Origin of the sequence: Capnocytophaga sp. H4358 (assembly GCF_002302515.1) — a bacterium.
GTDB classification, from domain to species: Bacteria; Bacteroidota; Bacteroidia; order Flavobacteriales; family Flavobacteriaceae; genus Capnocytophaga; species Capnocytophaga canis.
The window spans coordinates 2,579,943-2,603,417 of sequence record NZ_CP022380.1 but is presented as its reverse complement, the minus strand read 5'-3'; the positions used below and the strand labels follow the sequence as shown (position 1 = coordinate 2,603,417).

General features: G+C 34.3%; 20 protein-coding genes. 15 read left to right on the top strand and 5 right to left on the bottom strand.

The window, feature by feature from the left end; all coding sequences use genetic code 11:
* The first annotated feature begins 14 nt into the window (after positions 1-14).
* The 7 genes from CGC49_RS10980 (at position 15) to CGC49_RS10950 (ending at position 5,056) form a co-directional block, all read left to right on the top strand.
* Entirely contained in the window at positions 15-599 is a 585-nt protein-coding gene (locus tag CGC49_RS10980) for a Uma2 family endonuclease (RefSeq protein WP_095912627.1), read from the top strand.
* 17 nt (positions 600-616) lie between these two features.
* The gene (locus tag CGC49_RS10975; protein WP_095912626.1) at positions 617-1,201 is read left to right on the top strand and encodes a Uma2 family endonuclease; all 585 of its coding nucleotides are present in this window, start codon (positions 617-619) and stop codon (positions 1,199-1,201) included.
* Between the two features lie 18 nt (positions 1,202-1,219).
* Positions 1,220-1,804: a Uma2 family endonuclease gene (locus CGC49_RS10970; protein WP_095912625.1), complete on the top strand. Its 585-nt coding sequence runs from the start codon at positions 1,220-1,222 to the stop codon at positions 1,802-1,804.
* Positions 1,805-1,821: 17 nt separating this feature from the next.
* Positions 1,822-2,406, top strand: a complete 585-nt coding sequence (locus tag CGC49_RS10965) for a Uma2 family endonuclease (RefSeq protein WP_095894387.1) — start codon at positions 1,822-1,824, stop codon at positions 2,404-2,406.
* 66 nt (positions 2,407-2,472) lie between these two features.
* Complete coding sequence (locus CGC49_RS10960; RefSeq protein ID WP_095912624.1) at positions 2,473-3,036, top strand: phosphatase PAP2 family protein; 564 nt, start codon at positions 2,473-2,475, stop codon at positions 3,034-3,036.
* 126 nt (positions 3,037-3,162) lie between these two features.
* A complete protein-coding gene (locus CGC49_RS10955) occupies positions 3,163-4,254 on the top strand; it encodes a BF3164 family lipoprotein (protein WP_095912623.1) in 1,092 nt (363 codons plus the stop codon).
* Between the two features lie 139 nt (positions 4,255-4,393).
* Positions 4,394-5,056: an RNA methyltransferase gene (locus tag CGC49_RS10950; RefSeq protein WP_042005355.1), complete on the top strand. Its 663-nt coding sequence runs from the start codon at positions 4,394-4,396 to the stop codon at positions 5,054-5,056.
* 3 nt (positions 5,057-5,059) lie between these two features.
* Here the strand turns inward: CGC49_RS10950 and xerD are convergent, their stop codons facing one another.
* From xerD to CGC49_RS10935, 3 genes are read right to left on the bottom strand one after another with little or no spacing between them, the layout of a single operon-like run.
* Complete coding sequence (gene xerD, locus CGC49_RS10945; RefSeq protein ID WP_095912622.1) at positions 5,060-5,965, bottom strand: site-specific tyrosine recombinase XerD; 906 nt, start codon at positions 5,963-5,965, stop codon at positions 5,060-5,062.
* A gap of 2 nt (positions 5,966-5,967) precedes the next feature.
* Positions 5,968-6,465 carry a YkgJ family cysteine cluster protein gene (locus CGC49_RS10940; RefSeq protein ID WP_042005357.1) on the bottom strand — a complete coding sequence of 166 codons (498 nt, stop codon included), beginning with the start codon at positions 6,463-6,465 and terminating at the stop codon, positions 5,968-5,970.
* Positions 6,455-8,329 (bottom strand): ABC-F family ATP-binding cassette domain-containing protein, encoded by a 1,875-nt coding sequence (locus tag CGC49_RS10935; RefSeq protein WP_095912621.1) that lies wholly within the window; start codon positions 8,327-8,329, stop codon positions 6,455-6,457. Before CGC49_RS10935 ends, CGC49_RS10940 begins: the two co-directional genes overlap by 11 nt.
* A gap of 184 nt (positions 8,330-8,513) precedes the next feature.
* On the opposite strand from CGC49_RS10935, the gene CGC49_RS10930 reads away from it, so the two are divergent.
* Together CGC49_RS10930 and ansB are read left to right on the top strand one after the other, a co-directional pair.
* The gene (locus tag CGC49_RS10930) at positions 8,514-9,842 is read left to right on the top strand and encodes an anaerobic C4-dicarboxylate transporter family protein (RefSeq protein ID WP_095912764.1); all 1,329 of its coding nucleotides are present in this window, start codon (positions 8,514-8,516) and stop codon (positions 9,840-9,842) included.
* Positions 9,843-9,878: 36 nt separating this feature from the next.
* On the top strand, positions 9,879-10,931 hold the full coding sequence (gene ansB, locus CGC49_RS10925) for an L-asparaginase 2 (protein WP_095912620.1): 1,053 nt from the start codon (positions 9,879-9,881) through the stop codon (positions 10,929-10,931).
* Positions 10,932-11,054: 123 nt separating this feature from the next.
* Here the strand turns inward: ansB and pflB are convergent, their stop codons facing one another.
* Positions 11,055-13,295: a formate C-acetyltransferase gene (gene pflB / locus CGC49_RS10920; protein ID WP_042009039.1), complete on the bottom strand. Its 2,241-nt coding sequence runs from the start codon at positions 13,293-13,295 to the stop codon at positions 11,055-11,057.
* A gap of 927 nt (positions 13,296-14,222) precedes the next feature.
* Here pflB and CGC49_RS10915 point away from each other — a divergent pair.
* From CGC49_RS10915 to CGC49_RS10890, 6 genes are all read left to right on the top strand, one after another.
* A complete protein-coding gene (locus CGC49_RS10915; RefSeq protein ID WP_095912619.1) occupies positions 14,223-15,599 on the top strand; it encodes a M20/M25/M40 family metallo-hydrolase in 1,377 nt (458 codons plus the stop codon).
* Positions 15,600-15,734: 135 nt separating this feature from the next.
* Positions 15,735-17,522 carry a DEAD/DEAH box helicase gene (locus tag CGC49_RS10910; protein ID WP_042009037.1) on the top strand — a complete coding sequence of 596 codons (1,788 nt, stop codon included), beginning with the start codon at positions 15,735-15,737 and terminating at the stop codon, positions 17,520-17,522.
* Between the two features lie 446 nt (positions 17,523-17,968).
* A complete protein-coding gene (locus CGC49_RS10905; RefSeq protein ID WP_095912618.1) occupies positions 17,969-19,366 on the top strand; it encodes a hypothetical protein in 1,398 nt (465 codons plus the stop codon).
* Between the two features lie 69 nt (positions 19,367-19,435).
* Complete coding sequence (locus CGC49_RS10900) at positions 19,436-20,026, top strand: hypothetical protein (RefSeq protein WP_095912617.1); 591 nt, start codon at positions 19,436-19,438, stop codon at positions 20,024-20,026.
* A gap of 108 nt (positions 20,027-20,134) precedes the next feature.
* The gene (locus CGC49_RS10895; protein WP_095912616.1) at positions 20,135-20,728 is read left to right on the top strand and encodes a hypothetical protein; all 594 of its coding nucleotides are present in this window, start codon (positions 20,135-20,137) and stop codon (positions 20,726-20,728) included.
* A gap of 1 nt (position 20,729) precedes the next feature.
* Complete coding sequence (locus CGC49_RS10890; protein ID WP_095912615.1) at positions 20,730-21,329, top strand: hypothetical protein; 600 nt, start codon at positions 20,730-20,732, stop codon at positions 21,327-21,329.
* 319 nt (positions 21,330-21,648) lie between these two features.
* Here the strand turns inward: CGC49_RS10890 and CGC49_RS10885 are convergent, their stop codons facing one another.
* Positions 21,649-23,442 (bottom strand): long-chain fatty acid--CoA ligase, encoded by a 1,794-nt coding sequence (locus CGC49_RS10885; protein WP_042009051.1) that lies wholly within the window; start codon positions 23,440-23,442, stop codon positions 21,649-21,651.
* Positions 23,443-23,475 lie beyond the last annotated feature (33 nt).

The following is a 23,475-nucleotide window of genomic DNA, read 5'->3' as shown; positions in this document are numbered from 1 at the left end:
AAAGAATAATCCTTATGGCTACTATTAATAATATCAATCAGTTAGATTTAGTAAACGGTGTATATACATACGCAGACTACCTTCTTTGGAGATTTGAAGAGCGTGTGGAGCTTCTCAAAGGAAAGATTTTCAAGATGTCACCTGCACCCAGTTTGAAACATCAACGAATTTCTCTAAATATAACCTTATTTCTAGGGAATTATTTCAAAAATCAGAAATGTCAACTTTTTGTAGCTCCGTTTGATGTACGCTTGCCTAAAAAGGAAGAAAAAGGTGATAATATTCACACGGTAGTTCAACCTGATTTATGTGTAATTTGTGATGAAAGCAAATTGGATGAACGTGGCTGTATTGGAGCTCCTGACCTTATTATCGAAATTCTTTCGCCAGGAAATTCGAAAAAAGAAATGAAAAACAAGTTTGAGCTTTACCAAGAATCGGGTGTGGAAGAATATTGGATTGTAAACCCAACGGACGAAAATATTTTAGTGAATGTTTTGGAAGATGGAAAGTACAGAATTTTGAAACCCGTTGTAGATGAATATATTACATCGGTTAAATTTCCTGAGTTGAAAATCCACACCTCGGATATTTTTTAACATAAAGAATAATCCTTATGGCTACTATTAATAATATCAATCAGTTAGATTTAGTAAACGGTGTATATACATACGCAGACTACCTTCTTTGGAGATTTGAAGAGCGTGTGGAGCTTCTCAAAGGAAAGATTTTCAAAATGTCACCTGCACCCAGTTTGAAACATCAGAAAGTTTCTTCAGCATTACATGGAGAATTTCATATCTATTTTAAAAATAAAAAATGTCAATTGTTTTCAGCTCCGTTTGATGTACGTTTGCCTAAAAAGGACGAAAAAGGTGATAATATTCACACGGTAGTTCAACCCGATTTGTGCGTGATTTGCGATGAAAACAAATTGGACGAACGCGGTTGCATTGGTGCGCCTGACCTTATTATCGAAATTCTTTCGCCCGGAAATTCTAAAAAGGAAATGAAAAACAAATTTGAATTGTACCAAGAATCGGGCGTGGAAGAATATTGGATTGTAAACCCGACGGACGAAAATATTTTGGTCAATGTTTTGGAAAACGGCAAATACAGAATCTTGAAACCCGTTGTAGATGAATACATTACATCGGTTCGGTTTCCCGAGCTGAAAATCCATACTTCGGATATTTTTTAACGTAAAAAAAGAATTATTATGGCTACAATCACGAATATCAATCAGTTAGACATAGCAAACGGCGTTTATACCTATGCCGATTATTTGCTTTGGAAATTTGAAGAACGCGTAGAACTTCTCAAAGGAAAAATTTTCAGAATGTCGCCTGCACCGAGTGTGAAGCATCAAAAGATCTCGATAAATTTAAGTGGTTTATTATGGCAATTTTTCAAAGGAAAGAAATGTCAATTATTTTCCGCTCCGTTTGATGTTCGATTGCCTAAAAAGAACGAAAAAGGCGACCAAATTCACACAGTGGTGCAACCCGATTTGTGCGTGATTTGCGATGAAAATAAATTGGACGAACGCGGTTGTATCGGTGCGCCCGACCTTATTATCGAAATTCTTTCGCCCGGGAATTCTAAAAAGGAAATGAAAAATAAATTTGAATTGTACCAAGAATCGGGCGTGGAAGAATATTGGATTGTAAACCCAACGGACGAAAATATTTTAGTGAATGTTTTGGAAGATGGAAAATACAGAATTTTGAAACCCGTTGTAGATGAATATATTACATCGGTTAAATTTCCTGAGTTGAAAATCCACACCTCGGATATTTTTTAACATAAAGAATAATCCTTATGGCTACTATTAATAATATCAATCAGTTAGATTTAGTAAACGGTGTATATACATACGCAGACTACCTTCTTTGGAGATTTGAAGAGCGTGTGGAGCTTCTCAAAGGAAAGATTTTCAAAATGTCACCTGCACCCAGTTTGAAACATCAGAAAGTTTCTTCAGCATTACATGGAGAATTTCATATCTATTTTAAAAATAAAAAATGTCAATTGTTTTCAGCTCCGTTTGATGTACGTTTGCCTAAAAAGGACGAAAAAGGTGATAATATTCACACGGTAGTTCAACCTGATTTATGTGTAATTTGTGATGAAAGCAAATTGGATGAACGTGGCTGTATTGGAGCTCCTGACCTTATTATCGAAATTCTTTCGCCGGGAAATTCGAAAAAAGAAATGAAAAACAAGTTTGAGCTTTACCAAGAATCGGGTGTGGAAGAATATTGGATTGTAAACCCAACGGACGAAAATATTTTAGTGAATGTTTTGGAAGATGGAAAGTACAGAATTTTGAAACCCGTTGTAGATGAATATATTACATCGGTTAAATTTCCTGAGTTGAAAATCCACACCTCGGATATTTTTTAATATTTTTTATAGGGAATATATACTAACAGATAAGATCAATATTGAAGCCTAAGATAACAATCCATTATGTTTGAATATATTATAGAAAAAGATAAAGAGTTATTCCTTTACCTTAATGGCTTAGGTTCAGAGCATTGGGATATTTTTTGGCTCTTTATAAGTCATAAATTTTCTGCTTTACCTTTGTATGTTTTGTTGCTTTTTTTCTGTTTCAAGTACTTTAAGTGGAAGAAAACTATCGTAATATTAGTTTGTGTTGCCCTGATGATTGTTGCTACCGACCAATTGGCGAATGTTTTTAAATACGGTTTTGAGCGATTGCGTCCGTGTCATGACGAAAGTCTAATTTCCCAAATGCGTTTGATTATTTGTGGTGGTAAATACGGCTATTTTTCGGCTCATGCAGCTAGTTCAATGGCAGTAGCTGTCTTTTTTGGTAGATTATTCCGTAAGAAAATAAAATGGCTATTTCTTGTGTTGCTTTTGTGGTCATTTTTAGTGGGTTACAGCCGAATTTATTTAGGAGTTCACTTTCCTGGTGATGTGCTTACGGGCTTTATCATAGGCGGATTGTTAGGGTTTGTGTTTTATCTAATTATGGCTGATAGGTATAAACATAAAACAATGTAATATCAAGCTTCTAAAAAGGTTATGTACGAAGGGTTTAAAGAAATAATTAGTCGCGTTGTAAATAACATTATGGATTAATTGATGGTATTCAGCGATTTATAATTAAACACAATAATAGATTTAACCATGAGAAAAATTATATATTTATACTTATGTTTCTTCTCCTTAATTTCTTGTAAAGAGAAAACGCTATCTAATGAATATATGTCATTTGATGAAGTTCAATATGTTGAAAACTTTCCCAAATCACGGTCTCTTATCAAAGAAAAAATGGTTGATTTTGGAGTTTTGGGAATCAATAGATTTCGTATTGTAGATAGCTTATTGTTTTTATCAACCAATGACAGTGATGCCTTATGGAAATTGGTCTCATTGCCTAAACAAAAAGTTTTGGGAGCATTTTTGAAAAAAGGACAAGGACCTAATGATTTTCCTATGGCTCCTAACCTTTGTACGCAGACTTGGATATCAAATCAAAATAATGAATGGATAGCTCACATTTATGATTTTAATAGAGGAAAGCTCTGTAAGTTAAATATTTCTCAGGTATTGGCAAATAAAACGGAAGAATTGATTATTTCCGAATTGGATTTACCCCAATCGCTGTTCAATGTTCAGATGCTTGATGAAACTCATTTCTTTTGTAAAACACTGAATAACGAAGCTACTTCACAAGAGCGATTTATGTTCCGCCAAAACAACAAAAGAATACCTCCTCCATTGGCAAAACTCAATGAAGCTCACGTAAGAAGAGGCGAGGATACGAACATATTATCAACGCTTGTTAAATACGATCATGAAAAAGATATTTTAGTAGAAATGCCCTTAGGACTTAACTACATAAATATGTACTCGCTACAAAATGATACTATAGCAAAAACAATATGTTTGGGTAAAGAGATGAATAGCATTACAAGTATTCAAAATACATTCAGATGGAATCGGATGTATACATTTTGTGATGTTCGCTCATTTAAAAAATTTTTTGGAGTTATGTTCATAAACGAAAAGGAGAAAAACTATCAAACGAATCGTGAAAATTTACCAACCATCTTCTTGTTCGATTGGGAAGGAAATCCTTTGATTGAACTGAAATTAGATCATTTAGCTACTTCTTTTGATATTGATTTCACAAACAACAAATTGTACACGCTTGATTCACTTTCCGATGAAATGTTTGTTTATGACATAACTCATATACTATCTGAAATGAAATAAACAAATTATTTTTTCGTAACTTCGCCCTCTAAAAGAACATGTTCACAGGCATAGTGTTATTTCTTTTGGAGGGCAAATTTATTTTATATATAACACAGAAAATTCAAAAAAATGAAGTTTCTTTAATCCATAAAATGCAATGAATCAGAATACACTTTTGACATATTTAGAAAATTTCATTACGGACTCACGCAAAGAACGCTTTACCGAAATTCTATCGCTAAGGACTAATCATTTTACGGTTGCCGTTGAGGATGTTTTTCAAATGCACAATACCAGTGCCGTGATTCGCAGTTGTGAAGTGTTTGGTGTGCAACAAGCTCATTTGATTGAACAGCGTTTTGGGAAGCGATTGGATGCTAAAATTGCTATGGGAGCTCAAAAATGGGTGGACACATTTCGGTATGAATCTACCCAAGAGTGTATGGATACCCTTCGTGCAAAAGGCTACCAAATTGTGGCTACAACTCCCCATCAAGATGCTTATTTGCTAAACGATTTTGACATCACCCGAAAGAGTGCTTTCTTTTTCGGAACGGAGAAAAGTGGTCTTTCAAAAGAAGTTTTGAATCAAGCGGATACTTACCTAAAAATTCCAATGGTAGGTTTTACTGAAAGTTTAAACATTTCGGTTTGTGTAGCCATTATTTTGCAGCAACTGACTGAAAAACTCAGAAAATCAGATGTTTCATGGCAACTTACAGAAGAAGAAAAAACATGTATTCGCATTGATTGGACAAAAAAATCAATTCGCAGTGTAGAAGCTGTACTACAGCGGTTTAATGAAAAATATGCCGAGTAGTTTTTATAAATCAAACGTACGACGAGGATGAAACTTTACCAACATTTCCCTTAGATGTGAGTTCTCAACATGGACGTAAATCTGTGTAGTTGTGATGCTTTCATGTCCCAACATTGTTTGAATAGCACGTAGATTTGCACCATTTTCGAGTAGATGCGTAGCAAAAGAATGTCGAAAAGTATGTGGACTTATCTTTTTTTGTAATCCAATATTTTCCGCTGTTTGCCGAACAATGGTAAAGATCATTGCTCGAGTGAGTTGTTTTCCTCTTCGGTTTAGAAAAACGTAATCTTCATGCCCTTTGGCAATTTTGATTTTTTTTCGCTGATTATGAATATAATTTGATATTTGTTTTTTTGTAAATTCTCCAATGGGAACAAGTCTTTGTTTGCTTCCTTTGCCCATCACTCGAATAAAATCTTCTTCAAAAAATAAATCAGATAATCGTAGAGAAATTAGCTCTGAAACTCGTAATCCACAACCATAAAGTGTTTCGATAATAGCCTTATTTCGATGTCCTTCGTCTATGCGTAAATCGATGGATTCTAATAATTTATCAATTTCTTCCAGAGTAAGGGTATCGGGTAGTTTCAATCCTATTTTAGGGCTTTCAATCAAATCCATAGGATAATCTTCCCGATTTTTTTCAGACATCATAAACTTAAAAAAACTCTTCAAAGCTGAGATGAGCCGAGCTTGTGAGCGTGAATTCAACTCTTTAGAAGTTTCATATACAAATTGTCGTAAGGTATCCACCGAAATGGTGTTGGGAGTTTCTGCAATATGATAGGTTTCGAGATAGGAAATGAGTTTTTCGATATCCAATCCGTAGGAAGTTATTGAATTCTTAGACATTCCCCGTTGCAGTTGTAAATAAAATTGGTATTCTTCCTTAGTTTTGTGCCACATTTCTATCTTACCTTAATACTTTCTTTCATTTTTTCTACCACTTTGAAAGCTATTGGACAAATTTCCGTATTTTTTACTGTCAAATTACCTATTTGATATATTTTCTTCCTATCAGTATGTGGATATTCACGACAAGCCTTGGGTCGAACCTCATAGATTAAGCAATAATTATCGGATGCTAAAAAAGGACAAGGCATTGACTGAAATACATAATCTTTATCTTCATCCACACGTAAATATTTGGTGATAAAATCCGATGGTTTTACGCGTAAGTGCTTGGAAATTCGATCAATATCTATGTTTGTTAGCAGTGGTCCTGTTGTTTTACAACAATTAGCACATTGTAGACAGTCAACTTCAGCAGAAACCTCATCATGAATTTCCTGCATCATATAATCTAATTTTTTAGGAGGTTTTTTCTTCAATTGTGCAAAAAACTGTAAACTTTCATCCCGTTTTTGCTTGGCAAGTTTGGGTAGTTCTGACAAATTAATTTCCATTTTCTTCCATTTTCATTGAAAGTTCAAACCAACGTTCTGTTTTTTCTTCTAATTCAGTAATAATTTGCTGTAATTCCATTGATTTTTGTTGAATTTCATCTGAATTGAGTTCTCCTTTAGAAAATAAATCTTCAATGCTTGTTTTTTTATCTTCCAGAATAGAAATTTCTTTTTCTAATCGATTAAATTCTTTTTGTTCGTTAAAAGACAATCCTTTTAAACCATCTTTTCGCCATACATTTTTAGTAGTTTCTTTTTTCTCAGAACTTACCTCAACAGGAGGTGTGCTTTCTTCATATACCCTAAAATCCGTATAGTTACCGGGAAAATCCTCCACTACTCCATCACCTCGGAAAACAAATAAATGGTCTACTATTTTGTCCATAAAATAGCGGTCATGAGATACTACCAGCAAACATCCAGGGAAATCCAACAGAAATTCCTCCAAAACATTCAAAGTTACAATGTCTAAGTCATTTGTAGGCTCGTCTAAAATCAAAAAGTTAGGATTTTGAATCAAAACCGTACACAAATAGAGCCTTTTTAATTCACCACCACTCAATTTTTCAACAAAATCATATTGTTTTTTACGATCAAATAGAAATCTTTCTAATAATTGAGCTGCGGAAAGCGTTTTTCCTTTGAGTAAAGGGATATATTCACCATATTTCTGAATTACTTCGATAACTTTTTGTCCTTCTTTTACTTCAATTCCTTCTTGAGTGTAATATCCAAATTTAATTGTATCACCAATAACAATTTTTCCGTTGTCAGGTTCTATTTTTTGTGTTAGGAGATTCAAAAAAGTTGATTTTCCTGTGCCGTTTTTCCCGATAATTCCAACCCGTTCGCCACGTAAGAAGTTGTAGTTGAATTTATTGAGAATAATTCTTTCACCAAATTGTTTGCCAACATTGTGAAATTCAACAATTTTGCTTCCCAAACGTTCCATATTGATTTCAAGTTGCACTACATGATCTTTACGGCGTTTGTGTGCTTGTTCTTTGATGATATAAAAATCATCAATACGTGATTTTGATTTGGTTGTACGAGCTTTTGGTTGACGACGCATCCAGTCTAATTCCTTGACATATAAATTTTTAGCTTTATCGATACTAGCTTGTTCCTGAGCCAGACGTTGCTCTTTTTTTTCAAGAAAATAAGAGTAATTCCCTTTGTAAGTATATAATTCTCCATTATCAAGTTCCACTATTTCATTACAGACACGTTCCAAAAAATAACGGTCGTGTGTAACCAAAAATAGGGTAATATTCTCCTTAGCAAAAAATTGCTCCAACCACTCAATCATCTCTAAATCAAGATGATTGGTAGGTTCGTCAAGTATGAGTAAGTCAGGTTTAGTAATCAGGACGTTTGCTAACGCTAATCGTTTTTTTTGTCCGCCTGAAAGATTTTTAACTTTTAGTTGTAGGTTATCCAATTTAAGCCGTGATAGGATTTGCTTGTACTGAGTTTCAAAGTCCCACGCATTGTGCAGTTCCATCTTTTCAAAGGCTTTTTGGTAATTTTTTTCATCACTTGGATTTTTCAAAGCCTTTTCATAGTCCTGAATGATTCTCAAAATGGGGTTATCCACAGAAAAGATGGTTTCTTCAATAGTAAAATCTTCATTAAATTCCGGATTTTGCGATAAAAAAGCGATGTGAATTCCATTTCTGGACACTACCTGACCACTATCAGGTTGATCTTTTCCTGACAATATGTTTAAAAGTGTCGTTTTTCCAGTTCCATTTTTAGCAACAAAAGCTATTTTTTGGTCTTTATTGATGCCAAAGGAAATGTTTTGAAATAAAACACGTTCACCGAACGATTTGGATATGTTTTCTACGGATAATAAATTCATTTTGCTCAAAAATATATGAGTTAATAGGTTCAAAAACCGCTTCTAAAGTTTAAATCCTAAAAATCTCTATTTCTCAGCAAAGATATATAAAATGCTCCATACCACAAATTATAGTGTTAAAATCGTAGGCTAATAGCGCATTATTTCGTAATTTCGGGGCAAATTTTGAAATACTATGGATTGGCTGATTTTCACGGAATTATTTGTTGTTTTAGTAGCTATTTTTGTAGGAGCTCGTGTGGGAGGAATTGGATTAGGAGTTTTTGGGATGCTAGGACTTGCTGTTCTGGTATTTGGTTTTGGTTTGAAACCAGGAAATGCTCCCATTGATGTGATGCTTATTATCCTTTCGGTTATCACAGCAGCAGCAGCTTTACAAGCAGCTGGAGGATTGGATTACTTGGTAAGGGTAGCTGAACGAATTCTTCGCAAGAATCCTTCAATGATTACGTTTTTAGCTCCAGTGGTATGCTATATTTTTACGTTTCTTTCTGGCACGGGACATATAGCTTATTCGCTTTTGCCTATCATCTCGGAAATTGCTACGGAAAGTAAAGTTCGTCCTGAACGTCCGTTAAGTATTTCAGTAATTGCTTCGCAACAAGCCATTACAGCAAGTCCCATTTCTGCAGCTACGGCAGCTCTTTTAGGAACAACGCTTCTGGGAGGACAAGGCATTGAACTCAGTGATATATTAATGATATGTATCCCTTCTACGCTCATAGGGGTGATTGTTGGTGCTTTTGCCGTACGATTTATTGGGGTAGATTTGGAAAAAGATTCCGAGTATCAACGAAGAGTACGTGACGGAATTTTAAAAAATGAGAAACAAACAACTTATGAAATATCTGCTAAGGAAAACCAAAAAGCACTTATTTCGGTAATTATTTTTCTAATAGGTGTACTTTTAATTGTTATTTTCGGGTCTATTCCTTCTTTACGACCTTCGTTTGTATTAACCGATGGCACTTCCTACCGACTCGGAATGACTGAAATTATCGAAATTGTGATGATGTCCATTGCAGGATTGATGCTTATTTTCACTAAAACGAATGTAGATAAAGCAGTTAAAGGGAGCGTCTTTATAGCAGGAATGCAGGCCGTAATTGCTATCTTTGGCATCGCATGGATGGGAGATACATTTTTTAATGGAAATATTGAATTTTTTAAAACACATATTGAACATATAGTCACTGATTATCCATTTTTGTTTGCTATAGCTCTTTTTGTAATGTCCATTTTGCTGTTTAGCCAAGCCGCTACGGTGCGTACACTTTACCCGTTGGGAATTGCTTTGGGCATTCCTCCATTGGCTCTGGTTGCCATGTTTCCTGCCGTAAATGGGTATTTTTTCATTCCAAACTACCCCACTGTAGTAGCAGCTATTAGTTTTGACCGTACAGGAACTACTCGAATTGGAAAATATGTACTTAATCATTCGTTTCAACTGCCTGGCTTTGTTGCTACCATTGTTTCTATCGCTGTTGGATATTTCCTGATTTTGTTTTTATGATTATATAATAAATTAATATCCAATACAATATATTTTATGAACATTCCAAAAAAAATTATCCTTTTATTAGTTATTTTCATACCTATGGCAGTCTTCGGACAAAAGCCTATGATACGCATTATTGCCACTGGTGGAACTATCGCTGGAGTTAGTAAATCAACCACCGACAGTAATTATAAGGCTGGTGAATTAGGAATTTATGAATTACTACAAGCCGTTCCAGAGGTAAAAAATGTAGCAGAAGTTAGTGGAGAGCAACTTGTAAAAATAGGTTCACAGGATATGAACGATCAAGTATGGCTGAAACTTTCCAAACGAGTCAATGAACTTCTTACAAAAGAAAATTACGATGGTGTTGTGATCACCCATGGAACGGATACTATGGAAGAAACAGCCTATTTTCTTAATCTTACAGTTCATAGCAATAAACCTGTGGTGATGGTTGGAGCCATGCGTCCAGCTACAGGAATGAGTGCCGATGGGCCTTTGAACTTGTACAATGCGATAGTAGTTGCAGCTTCATCAAAGGCTACTAACAAAGGGGTAATGGTAGTGATGAATGATGTTATACACGATGCTAAAGATGTAATCAAAAGCAATACATTGGCTGTGGAAACATTCCAAAGTGCGAATTTTGGCAAATTAGGATATATCCATAATGGAAAAACTTTTTTCAGTAGAATGCCTCAAAATAAACATACCACACAATCTATTTTTGATGTAGATAATCTAAAATTTTTACCAAAAGTAGGTATCGTTTATGGGTATTCTAATATGTCGGAACTTCCAATGAAAGCTTTTATAGATGCTCAATTCGATGGAATTGTCTATGCAGGTGTAGGAAACGGAAATTTTTATCACACACTATTTGATTTAGCTGTACAAGCTCAGAAAAAAGGTATTCAAATCGTACGTTCATCGCGTGTACCCATGGGTGCGACAACTCTTGATGCCGAAGTAGATGATACTAAATACAATTTCGTAGCCGCTCAAACTCTAAATCCGCAAAAAGCACGTATACTACTGATGCTTGCACTTACAAAAACCAAAGACTGGAAACTAATTCAACAATATTTTAACGAATATTGAACTTTTACTTGTGATATATTAATTTTTTATGGATATAACCCAAGTAAGTTATTAGAACAAACGAAATGAAAGCTGTCCGAAGGCGGACAACTTTCATTTTCTAATGTTATGTTCTTTTAATAATTACATCAATTCATGCATTGTACGGCTCAATACGTCACGCTGTTGTTCAGGTGTCAGACTGATAAGCCTTACTGCATATCCCGATACACGAATTGTAAAATTAGGATACTCCTCAGGAGCTGCGATTACTTTTTCTAACATTTCTTTATTAAACACATTTGTATTCAAATGGAAACCTCCCTGTAAGAAGTAACCATCCATCATCGAAGTTAGATTTTTTATTTGGTCACCTTTAGTTTTTCCTAATGACGAAGGTGTGAAAGCCGCCGTAAGACTTATTCCATCTCGACTGTATTCATATGGAATTTTAGCTACCGAACTCAAACAAGCCAACGCACCACTTCTGTCTCTTCCATTCATTGGATTTGCTCCTGGTGAGAAAGGTTCTCCTTCACGTCTTCCATCAGGAGTATTTCCTGTTTTTTTACCGTAAACGACATTCGATGTAATTGTTAGAATGGATGTTGTAGTTTCATCAGCTCTGTACACTTTATGTTTGCGAAGCATTGTCATGAATTTTTTCAATAATTCAACAGCAATAGCATCCGCACGATCATCATTATTTCCGAATGTAGGGAATTCCCCTTCGATTTTATAGTCTATTGCAAGTCCCGTTTCATCAACAATTGGAGTTACTTTAGCATATTTTATTGCAGACAAACTATCCACGGCAACTGAGAAACCTGCGATACCTGTAGCCATAAACCTACGAACATTAGTATCGTGTAGTGCCATTTCCAAACTTTCATAAGAATATTTATCATGCATATAGTGGATTACGTTCAATGTATTGATGTACAATTTGCACAACCATTCCATAAATTGATCGTAACTTTCGATTACCTTATCATAGTTTAATACGCCACGTAAAGGTTCTGTTTTAGGTCCAATTTGTTCGCCTGTCATTTCATCTCGTCCTCCGTTAATAGCGTAAAGTAATGCTTTAGCTAAATTGGCTCTCGCTCCAAAAAATTGCATGTCTTTTCCGGTGGTCATTCCCGATACACAACAAGCTATTGATTTATCACAGGTTTTCAAGAAGTCAGAAAGAAGCTCATCACTCTCATACTGGATTGCTGAATGGTTAATTGAAGATTCAGCACAGAAATCTTTAAATCCTTTTGGAAGTCTTGAAGACCAAAGAACTGTCAAATTAGGTTCAGGAGAGTTCCCCATATTGTCGAGAGTATGAATGAAGCGGAAATCGGTTTTCGTTACCAAAGATCTTTCATTATCAAGCATTTCCCCAACGATAAGTGTTGCCCAAATCGGATCTCCTGAGAACAATTGGTTGTAATCGGGCGTACGAGCAAATTTCACCATTCGAAGTTTCAACACTAAGTTGTCAATGAGTTCTTGAGCTTCCACTTCAGTAAGTGTTCCGTCTTGTAGGTCACGTTCAATGTAAATATCAAGGAAAGTAGCAATATTTCCGATACTCATCGCAGCACCGTTTTGTTGTTTGATAGCTGCCAAATATCCAAAATAAAGCCATTGAACTGCTTCACGAGCATTCGTAGCAGGTTTTGAGATATCGAAACCGTACATTTTTCCAAGTTCTTTTAACTCTTTCAAAGCTCGAATTTGTTCAGCTACTTCCTCTCTGTCACGAATAATATGTTCGGTCATCACACCATCGGATCCAATCTCATTGAAATCCTTTACTTTGAATTGGATAAGCTGATCTACTCCGTACAAAGCTACACGACGATAGTCTCCAATAATGCGACCTCTTCCATAAGCATCAGGAAGTCCAGTAATTACCCCCGATTTACGCACAGCACGCATCTCAGGAGTATACACATCAAAAACCCCTTGATTGTGTGTTTTACGGTAGTCTGTAAAAATTTTAACTACTTCATCTTCAACTTTATATCCATAAGCTTCGCAACTATGTATCGCCATATTAATACCTCCAAAAGGCATTAAAGCTCGTTTTAGAGGCTTATCTGTTTGTAATCCAACTACTTTCTCACGTTCTTTGTCTAGATATCCTACAGAGTGAGAAAGTATGGTTGAAGGAATTTTTGTGTCCATGTCAACAACCCCGCCGTTAAGACGCTCTTGCTTCATCAGTTCATCAAATTTCCTTACAAGCTCAGTCGTATCAGCGGTAGGACCTTCTAAAAAAGAGGCATCTCCACGATACTCAGTGTAATTTTTGGTAATAAAATCGACTAAATCAACTTGATTTTCCCATTTTCCTCCAACGAAAGGTTTTTTAAGTTCTGTTGCTACCATGTTGTCTATTTTTTTGTTATCTCACGTTCATTAAAACCGTAACAAAGATATAAAAAAAGCGTTTAAATACCAAAAGATTTTTTAATCTTTTTCTACCAAAAACTTATTTTTCTATTCCTGCCAAAAGTTTTTAATTTTATGACATTTTTGTTTTTAACTATTTGATTTAAAATAAACTTAGTTGTAAACCTACTGATTATCTCTATTGAAAAGTATTTACGTAGTTTTTTTATTCTTTCACTTTGATTTTCTTTTCATTGTACACATAATTAAGTTTCAAATGTCGTATCATGGTATTATTTACTCTTAAAATTACTAAGTATTGCCTTTATCATAATAAAACCATTTCATCTATTCCAAAAGAAGATAATAATATGGCTGCATAAATCTGAAATTTTACCATTTTTTCGCTCATAAAAAGAAAGTATTTATTTTACTTCATATCGCTGAAAAGCAACACTAGATTCATGCTTTTGCATGAATATAAGCACTGCTTAGTGGAATATTCCAAAACCTAATACAGAGTAGCGTTTAACATTCATTCAGTTGTCCGAATAACACTTCCAATTAGTGATATACCTGATAGGATAATTCAACCTATACCGTTCATAATTAAATATTTATATATTTAAAATTTGTAATGAGACGAAAACTAATTTGTCCAATTACAGGTTTATTTCGTATTTCGTTTCGCTTGAAGTGTCTATATTTTGAAAAAATAGAGCTTGATAAACGTACGAAATTCTCAGGTTCTTCTTTTATTCAAAATTTCGGATAGTTTATGCAGATGTTAAAAAAATATTTTCATGTGACAAAATATTATTTTATATTTGCGAGTAAAACTTGGATATTTTAGTGGTTAAAATTTCAAGTGGAATGGTATTAACTAAATAGAATAGAAAATATTACGAAATCAAAGAAACGTTTATGAAAAATATAATCACTGTAATCTGTTGCGTTGCTTTCTTTACTTCAAACGCACAAACTTTTGAGAAGGATTCAATTATGTTGCGTTCAATCCACACCGAAACTTTAACAAAGGGCAAGGCATACGATTGGTTGCACCATATATGCTATCAGATAGGACATCGTCTGTCGGGGTCACATGGTGAGAAAAAAATGATTGAATTTTTGAAAACCGAACTTGAGGAATTGAACACTGATGTTAAGCTACAACCCGTGATGGTTCCTCATTGGGTACGTGGTTTGCCTGAATATGCCTATATCCAAACTGCTAAAAATAAAATTACTCCGGTTCCCATTTTAGCACTGGGAGGCTCGGTTGCAACACCTGCTTCGGGAATCAAGGGACAAGTCATTGAATTTAAAAGTTTGGAAGACTTAGAAAAAGCAGATATTAACAGTGTTATAGGAAAAATTGTATTCCTAAATGGAGCTTTACCTAATGAATATATTGACGCATTTGATTCGTACAGTGCCTGTGGATCACAGCGTTACTCAGGAGCAAGAGTTGCAGTAAACAAAGGAGCCATCGCTGTGATTGTAAGATCATTATCTCATAAAATTGACGACCATCCTCACACAGGAGTAATGTCATATGAAGACTTGCCAAAAAGCAGACACATTCCTGCCGCAGCAATCAGCACCAAAGGAGCCGATTTATTAAGTACACTGCTTATCTTAAATCCAAAATTGGAATTTTATTTCAAACAGAATTGTAAAACATTCGACGATGTACAATCTTACAACGTAATTGGGGAAATCAAAGGAAGCCTCTATCCCGATGAAATTATTACCTTTGGAGCTCATCTTGATTCATGGGATGTTGGACATGGAGCCCATGATGATGGAGCTGGTGTTGCTCAAAGTTTAGAAGTTATTCGTATCTTTAAATCATTGAATTACAAACCAAAACGCACTATTCGCATTGTTCTTTTCGCTAATGAAGAAAATGGTGCGAGAGGTGGTCAAAAATATGCTGAAGAAAGCAAAAAAAATAGAGAAAATCAAATCTTTGCTTTAGAGACAGATGCGGGTGGATTTTCTCCTCGTGGATTTAATTTGCGTGGTGAAGCCCAAAAAATAGAGAAGATAAAGATGTGGGAAAAATTATTTACTCCATATTATATACACTTATTTAGAAAAGGATATCCAGGATTGGACATCAGCCCTTTACAGACTGAAAATAATGTATTAGCGGGATTAGTCCCTGATTCTCAGCGTTATTTTGACCACCATCACTCCGAAACCGACGTTTTTGATGCCGTTAACAAACGAGAATTGTCATTAGGAGCTGCTGCTATTACCAGTTTGATTTATTTGGTAGACATGTACGGACTTTGATATACTTGGAAAAAGAATAAGCATATACTGAAAATGAAAATATATTGTTAAAAATGGGGACATCAGTAAAAAAATAATAATTCTAAATTGTCAATTCTCAATTAATTACTACCTTTGCCCCGTAGAATAAAACATATGAATTCATTTAAACAGTTAGGACTGAACGAGTCCATCCTCAAAGCCATTACTGATATGGGCTTTGAAAAACCTTCCGAAATTCAAGAAAAAGCCATCCCCACCCTGTTGTCCGAAGATGTTGATATGGTTGCGTTGGCTCAAACCGGAACAGGGAAAACAGCGGCTTTTGGTTTTCCTCTTTTACAAAAAATTGACGCTGAAACTAAAGAAACACAAGCTCTTATCCTTTCTCCTACCAGAGAATTGTGTTTACAAATTACTTCTGAATTGAAATTATATTCCAAGTACATGTCTAATATTCATGTAGTTGCCATTTATGGAGGAGCAAGTATCGAAGAACAAACGAAAAGCATTAGAAAAGGGGCTCAAATTATTGTAGCTACGCCTGGTCGTATGCAGGATATGATTCGAAGAGGTTTTGTAAATATTTCAAATATAGATATTTGCGTTTTAGACGAAGCTGATGAAATGCTTAACATGGGCTTCTATGAGGACATCACCAGTATCCTATCACATACGCCTGACACAAAAAATACGTGGCTTTTTTCAGCAACTATGCCGAACGAAGTAGCTAAAATTGCACGTCAGTTTATGTATAAACCTTTTGAGGTTACCGTAGGTTCTCGGAATCAGGCGTCGAATAATATCCGTCACGAATACTATATGGTCAATGGACGCCATCGCTACCAAGCTTTGAAACGTTTGGCAGATGCAAATCCGGACATATTTTCAGTGGTTTTCTGTCGTACAAAAAAAGATACTCAAGCAGTTGCTGAAAAATTAATCGAAGATGGGTATAATGCAGCTGCATTGCATGGCGATTTAAGTCAAAATCAACGCGATTTGGTTATGAAATCATTCAGAGCCAGACAAATACAAATGTTAGTAGCAACTGACGTTGCTGCTCGAGGGATTGATGTTGACGATATCACACATGTGATTCACTACCAACTTCCTGATGAAACTGAAACCTATACCCACCGAAGTGGACGTACAGGTCGTGCAGGAAAATCGGGAGTTTCTATGGTTATCATCCCTAAAAGTGAGGTCAAAAAGATAAAATCCATAGAGAAAATTATTCAACAACCTTTTGAACAAAAACCACTCCCCAGTGGCATTGAAATTTGTGAAATTCAGCTCTATCATCTGGCAAACAACATCAAAAATAGTACAGTAGAAACTGCCATAGAGGACTATTTACCAGCTATTTACGATGTTTTACAAGGTTTAGATAGAGAAGAAATTATTAAACGAATGGTGGCGGTAGAGTTTAGCCGTTTCTTCAATTACTACAAAAACGCTGAAGATTTGAATGCGTCTAACGGAAAAGAAAAAGGAAGTTCCGATAATGGCGAGGTACGTTATTTCATAAACATAGGTGAAAGAGATGGTTACGATTGGAAAACTTTAAAGGACTTCTTAAAAGCAACCTTAAATTTAGACCGTGACGATGTTTTTAAAGTAGACGTAAAGAACAGCTTCTCTTTCTTTAATACGGATGCTGAATTGGTTGATTTAGTGACCAGTACATTTAATGATTTTCAATTAGATGGACGTTTCGTAAACGTTGAAATTTCTAAAAAAGAAGAGCGAGGTAGCGGTAGAAATGGGCGCGATTCAAGAGGTAAAGGAGAATTTAAAGGCAGAAACCGAGGGGACTCAAAACGAAGAGATCGAGATTCTAAATCCGAAGGTCGTTCTTCATCTCGAAGAAAAGACAGAGGCAGAGGACAAAAAGCAGCACAAGCCTTTGATAATGCCTTTAAAAGAAAAAAAAGAAAATAATCGTTTGGTATCATTGAACATACACTGATTGTAACATACTTATTAATAAACCGTTACAAAAATCTCTATCAAGTAATTTTGATAGGGATTTTTTGTTTACTACAAATATCTTGTTGCCAATTACAGATATTTCAATATGATGTAAATAATATTTACAATTAGATTTACTGTTTAAATCTCCTTTAAAAACAACACTTCGAAAGTAAAAAATAATAAAATATTTCGATTTTATTTGTTTAATTACCTTTTTATTTTATAGATTTGCGACAATAAATTATAAAAAATCAAAATCATGAGAAGAAAAATTTTAATTAGTAGTAGCCTAATTTATGGTGCTTTTTTAATGAGGTTGTCAGCGAGAGGAAATGTAACAAGAACCTTTACAAGAGATTCACAAAAATGAAGTACACTTTCATAGTGAAGACAAGCACGTACACACCTATGACTTGAACAAATTAGCAAAACACAATGGTAGTGTATTCGAATTTATTAGCAAAAAAGGAAGTAAATCGATATTTTCTAAAGGAAACAACAGCGGTGTTTATTTAGATGAAGAACAGATTATGAAAATAAAAAACGGAAAATACACCAGTTATTCGTTTTTAACACACCGTGAGAATTTACCCAAAAATGTGGTTGAAAATTTGGTTGTAGAGCAAGTAAATGACACGCTTCGAGCCTATTTGATACGCTATCAGTATTCGGATCGGTATATGGACAACCTTGCTAAAGGAGTGAAAAACCAACGTTTTGACGGGACTATTATCCGTACAGGTTATCACACTGATTTAGATGCTCTACTAAAAATGGAAGAACCATCTTCCGTACATGAAAATTTAACGCGTATGACATTTAACAGAGTCTGTTATGACATCAATTTGATTATTTCATATTCTTGTAACTCGGGGAAACACTTTGTTGGAGATGACCGATGTGCCTTATCAGGAAGTGCAAGAGCCCATAATGAATATAGAACCGTTACGAAGTGTTATAATGAAATTGATTACGGTTGGACACCTCCAATGGAACAAATAGACCATATTGCTGATGACTATTTGGGAGGAGGAGGGGGAACACCACCTTCTGCTCCTGCCGTTGTGGTTAACATCAAGCGAGAGAGAGCAGATGGCGGAGCCACTGAGATTGAAGATGATGGTTATATCATTGACGAAATCATAGACCAAATAACCAACGAAAAAATTAAATGCCTACACGACAAACTACGCAATGGTAACAACGACTATGTAAAAGAAATTTTTAGTAAATTTGAAGGAAATGGTACCGAATTTGATATTGTGATTTCGTCAGAAAATAAAGTACTTTATGAAGGAAGAGAGGTAAATGCCAAAACAACTTTTACGAGAGGAAGTAAAGCTATTCATATTCGAATAAGTGAATCAAAAGCGGTTGGAAGAAGTGCCTTGGATATAGCAAAAACTATTTTCCACGAGTATATTCACGCAGATATTCACAGAAAAATTCAAACAGGGGATGTCTCAAATCCAAGTGATTTTAAATCGGTGTATGAAAAATATAAATCAGAGAGAGAAGAACAATATCAACACGAAATGATGGGTAAGTTATATGTAGAGACTATGCGTGATGCTCTTAAAAAGTTCCATAAAGAAGTTATGCCGCAAGAATATGCTTATTTTAAAGAATCGTATTTTGACGTATCTATAAACGAAGATGTTTTTTATGAAGTATTAGCGTGGCAAGGTCTCAAAGAACACAACATTGATGCCTATCTAGAAAAGGTAAAGAAAGATTCTAATTTTCCTGATACTGTAAAGCACGTGGAACAAGTTCAAAAATCATTAACTCAAAGATCTCCCTGTGAATGAAACTAGTTATAACATTTCTATGCTTATGTAAGTTTTGCATAGGCATAGAAAAACTAAAATCCAAAAACAATGAAAAACACATTACTCATTACACTATTTTTATTGACTTTTAAGTTATATGCACAAATATCTGATAGAGCATTGTTTGTCATCTTTGATGATACAGATGGTGTTTTACGTACACAAAAAGAGGAAATAAACTCTGATGAAACTTATTGGTTAGATATTACGAAACATTACAAGCATCATAAAGTATTTGAAAGATTTGACAAAAACAATAAACTTTTCTACAAATCAATAGAATACGATTATAAAAATGATAAAGAAGACTGGCTTTTAAATATTTCTCACATTATTAAAGTACAAAATAGTGATAAATACTCCGTTATTAAAAGAGATCATATTTTACTAATTCCAAATGAACATCTGGATTACCTAAAAGATATGAGACAGGTAAAAACAATCACACAGTTAGAAGAAATATGGAATACACTCTCGCAAGAAACTTATGATTTCTTTTTTGACGGTTATGCATATATTTACAAAATACCTCCGTTTGTAAAGCATCATATATTTGTCATTTTTTCATCTGATTTACAAAAAGATTATATACCTTGTTATCAAGTCCGTGTACATCCGTCAAATATACAATATGAATAAAAGTCCAAAGAGGGCGTCATTTTAAAAAATAATTAAAATCTTAATCACACTAATTTTCTGTGCTTGTACAAAACTTGCACGAGCACAGAAAAACTAAAACTACAAATAATGAGAAACAAGTTAATTATAGCACTATTTTTGTTCGCTTTTAAGTCATTTGCCCAAATAGCTACAAACCATCTTTTTATCATCATTGACAATAAAGACGGTGCGCAAAAAACAGAAAGTAGAAAAATCAGATCAAATGATGAAGGCACCAAGTTTCATATTAAGAAAATAACTCATTACAAAGAGCATCAAGAAATAGATTTAATTTATGAGAATGGCGAAGTTAGTAAGATTTACGAATATTTTTACGTAAACGAACCTAAAAATTGGCAAATTTCATTTAGTTTTAATCATTATGCAAACGGAGGCACAATCAATAATTTTATTTTAATGCTTCCAAAGGAACGGTTTGAAGAAATCGCAAGAGAGAGATATTATGCAAACTATTTGGAAACATTATGGTCAAAAATAGACCTTAATACCATCGGACCATTTTACAGAAAATATGAGTATTATGACAAGAGCGCTTCGTATGCGAAAGGAGTATATCGAAGCAATGTGTTTATAGTGTTTACCTCTGATTTAGAAAAAGATTACATTCCTTGCTATGAGGTTGATGTTTTAATAAGTAGTATTGTAGAATATTGTGATTAAAATGAAAACAATAGTAACATTAATTTTTTGTGTTTGTGCAAACTTTGTGACGGCACAAATTAACCCAAGCTCCTTATTTTTGGTAATTGACGATAAAGATGGTATCCAAAAAACAGAAACTCGCAATATCAAGGGAGAAGAAAATTACACATTAAAAACCAGTTATTATAAAGAACATCAGAATGTAGAGCTTCTTTTTGATAACGGGAAAAATGCTAATTATTACATCGCTTATTATATAAACCAAAGTGAAAATTGGCAAGTATCTTTTCGTTTTGATTATTATAAAGGGGAAAAAAATGAAACTTATGGAGGTTACATTTTACTTCTTTCCAATCCGATGTTTGAAAGTTTTAAAAGAAAGGGAAATGTAGTACTCTTTCAAGATGCACAAAAACAGTGGAAAATATACAATCGAAAGGAATTTATCAACAAAATAAGAACAAATCATTCGCAATACATCTATCGACATTTAAGTGGTGGAAAATACAGAGATACAACACGTAATAATATCTTTATCGTTTTCTCCTCTGATTTAGAAAAAGATTATATTCCTTGCTACGAAGCTGATGTTTTAATAAGTACAATTGAAGAAGAATGAAAACACTAATCACACTAATTTTCTGTGCTTGTGTAAGTTTTGCACAAGCACAGTTAAATCCTAATAATTTATTTTTTTAATTCGTGGCATAAAAATTTGCACTTGATGGTTGAATCTAAGCTGTGCAGGTATGAGATCTAAAATTTGTCTGATTACGGGTTTATTTGTAAAAAAAAAAACGCCAACTATTTTTCAGACATTACCCAATTATCGGAAAAATATTTTTACTGTCTTCTTTTTCGGCGAAAAATATAAAGGAAAAACAAACAAAGGCTGTCTGAAACTTATCGGACAGCCTTTATTTTATATGAATAAAATATTATTTATACATAGCTTCAATCTCACGTTGGTAATTCACATAAATTACTTTGCGTTTGAGTTTCAACGTAGGTGTAATTTCATTTTTTTCAATCGAAAAAGAGTTTGGAAGCAATGTAAACTTCTTTATTTGTTCATAATCAGGTAAATCTTTTTGAAAACGCTGGATTTGTCTATTTATAAAATCAAGTACTTGTACATTTTTAATTAATTCAGAAGTATTTTTATACTTAACATTCAGATCTTCAATCATCTGCGTAAGTATCTCAAAATTAGGTACAATCAATGCAGAAACGAATTTTTTACCGTCTGCAATGATAGCAATTTGGTCAATAAGATTGTACTTACCGATTTTTCCTTCAATATGTTGGGGAGCAATATATTTCCCATTAGAAGTTTTCATCAATTCCTTGATGCGATCAGTGATGAAAACATTATTTTCAGCATCCAAATTTCCTGCATCGCCCGTTTTTAAAAATCCATCTGAGGTAAAGGCTTTTTCAGTTTCTTCTGGATTTTTATAGTAACCACGCATCACCATGCCTCCTTTAACCAAAATTTCGTTGTTTTCTCCGATTTTCACCTCAGTATTTGGCATTAAACTTCCTACCGATTTGAAATTGAAACTGGAGTCATCCCAACACGAAACCGTAGCTAAGGTTTCCGTCATTCCGTAACCCAACTTGACATTAATGCCGATAGAATGGAAAAACCGACCGATGCTAGGTTCTAAGTTTGCTCCACCGCAAGGCATGAAACGGATACGTCCTCCTAAGGATTTTTTAAATTTAGCAAAAACTAACTTTTCTGATAGTTGCACCGATTTTTGTAGAATCCACGAAGGTTTTTGATTGCGTTGTTTGGTTTCGAACATTTTCCGACCACTTTTCACTGCAAAGGCGAAAATTCCACGTTTGATGAACGATGATTTTGCTACCATATCGTGAACTGTGGCAAATATTTTTTCATAAAACCTTGGAACAGCACACATTACAGTAGGTTTAACCTCTATGAGGGCAGTTTTAATGTTATTGGTATTTTCTAAATAATAAACTGTCGCACCTTTATACAAACAATAGTATGTCCACGCTCTTTCAAACACATGAGACAGAGGCAAAAAAGCCAACGATTCATCATTGTTGGAGAGTTTTAATTTGTTATCATGTCCAATTAATTGATAAGCCAAATTTTCGTAGTCAAGCATTACTCCTTTGGGTTCTCCAGTTGTTCCAGAAGTGTATATAATTGTAAATAAATCACTTAATTTTTTATCATCAATACGTTTTTGAAGCTCTTCCTGATATTTTTTCTCTGCTCCTAAAGCTAAAAAATCTTGCCATGACATTGAAAATTTCGATTCTTTCAACGCAACATTTTCTTTGAAAACTACAATTTTTTGCAATGAAGGACACTTATCGGCAACCTGTAGGACTTTGTCGTATTGTTCCTGATCTCCTACGAAGAGTATCTTTATTTCAGCGTGATTTATAACATAAAGAGCTTGTTCTGAAGTATTTGTAGCATAAATAGGAACGGGGACAGCTCTGACAAACAAAGCTCCAATATCTGTAATTGTCCATTGAGGCATATTTTGTGCAAAAATCCCAATGGTTTCTTGTGGTTTTATTTGGAAAGAAAGCAAAGCATTTGCCACTTTTTCGGTTAATTCTCCAAAATTTTGCCATGAAATGGTTGTCCAATTTTGATCAGGTTTGCTTCCTAAAGCTTTTTTTGAACCGTATTTTTTAACATTCTCTTGAAATACGGAAACATAGTGATACGGTAATAAATTCATTTCCATTTTTGATCTGTGAAAAGCAAATATATG

Coding starts and splice junctions, on each gene's coding strand:
- CGC49_RS10980 (WP_095912627.1), top strand. CDS start 15: ATGGCTACTATTAATAATATCAATCAGTTAGATTTAGTAAACGGTGTA.
- CGC49_RS10975 (WP_095912626.1), top strand. CDS start 617: ATGGCTACTATTAATAATATCAATCAGTTAGATTTAGTAAACGGTGTA.
- CGC49_RS10970 (WP_095912625.1), top strand. CDS start 1,220: ATGGCTACAATCACGAATATCAATCAGTTAGACATAGCAAACGGCGTT.
- CGC49_RS10965 (WP_095894387.1), top strand. CDS start 1,822: ATGGCTACTATTAATAATATCAATCAGTTAGATTTAGTAAACGGTGTA.
- CGC49_RS10960 (WP_095912624.1), top strand. CDS start 2,473: ATGTTTGAATATATTATAGAAAAAGATAAAGAGTTATTCCTTTACCTT.
- CGC49_RS10955 (WP_095912623.1), top strand. CDS start 3,163: ATGAGAAAAATTATATATTTATACTTATGTTTCTTCTCCTTAATTTCT.
- CGC49_RS10950 (WP_042005355.1), top strand. CDS start 4,394: ATGAATCAGAATACACTTTTGACATATTTAGAAAATTTCATTACGGAC.
- xerD (WP_095912622.1), bottom strand. CDS start 5,965: ATGTGGCACAAAACTAAGGAAGAATACCAATTTTATTTACAACTGCAA.
- CGC49_RS10940 (WP_042005357.1), bottom strand. CDS start 6,465: ATGGAAATTAATTTGTCAGAACTACCCAAACTTGCCAAGCAAAAACGG.
- CGC49_RS10935 (WP_095912621.1), bottom strand. CDS start 8,329: ATGAATTTATTATCCGTAGAAAACATATCCAAATCGTTCGGTGAACGT.
- ansB (WP_095912620.1), top strand. CDS start 9,879: ATGAACATTCCAAAAAAAATTATCCTTTTATTAGTTATTTTCATACCT.
- pflB (WP_042009039.1), bottom strand. CDS start 13,295: ATGGTAGCAACAGAACTTAAAAAACCTTTCGTTGGAGGAAAATGGGAA.
- CGC49_RS10915 (WP_095912619.1), top strand. CDS start 14,223: ATGAAAAATATAATCACTGTAATCTGTTGCGTTGCTTTCTTTACTTCA.
- CGC49_RS10910 (WP_042009037.1), top strand. CDS start 15,735: ATGAATTCATTTAAACAGTTAGGACTGAACGAGTCCATCCTCAAAGCC.
- CGC49_RS10900 (WP_095912617.1), top strand. CDS start 19,436: ATGAAAAACACATTACTCATTACACTATTTTTATTGACTTTTAAGTTA.
- CGC49_RS10895 (WP_095912616.1), top strand. CDS start 20,135: ATGAGAAACAAGTTAATTATAGCACTATTTTTGTTCGCTTTTAAGTCA.
- CGC49_RS10890 (WP_095912615.1), top strand. CDS start 20,730: ATGAAAACAATAGTAACATTAATTTTTTGTGTTTGTGCAAACTTTGTG.
- CGC49_RS10885 (WP_042009051.1), bottom strand. CDS start 23,442: ATGAATTTATTACCGTATCACTATGTTTCCGTATTTCAAGAGAATGTT.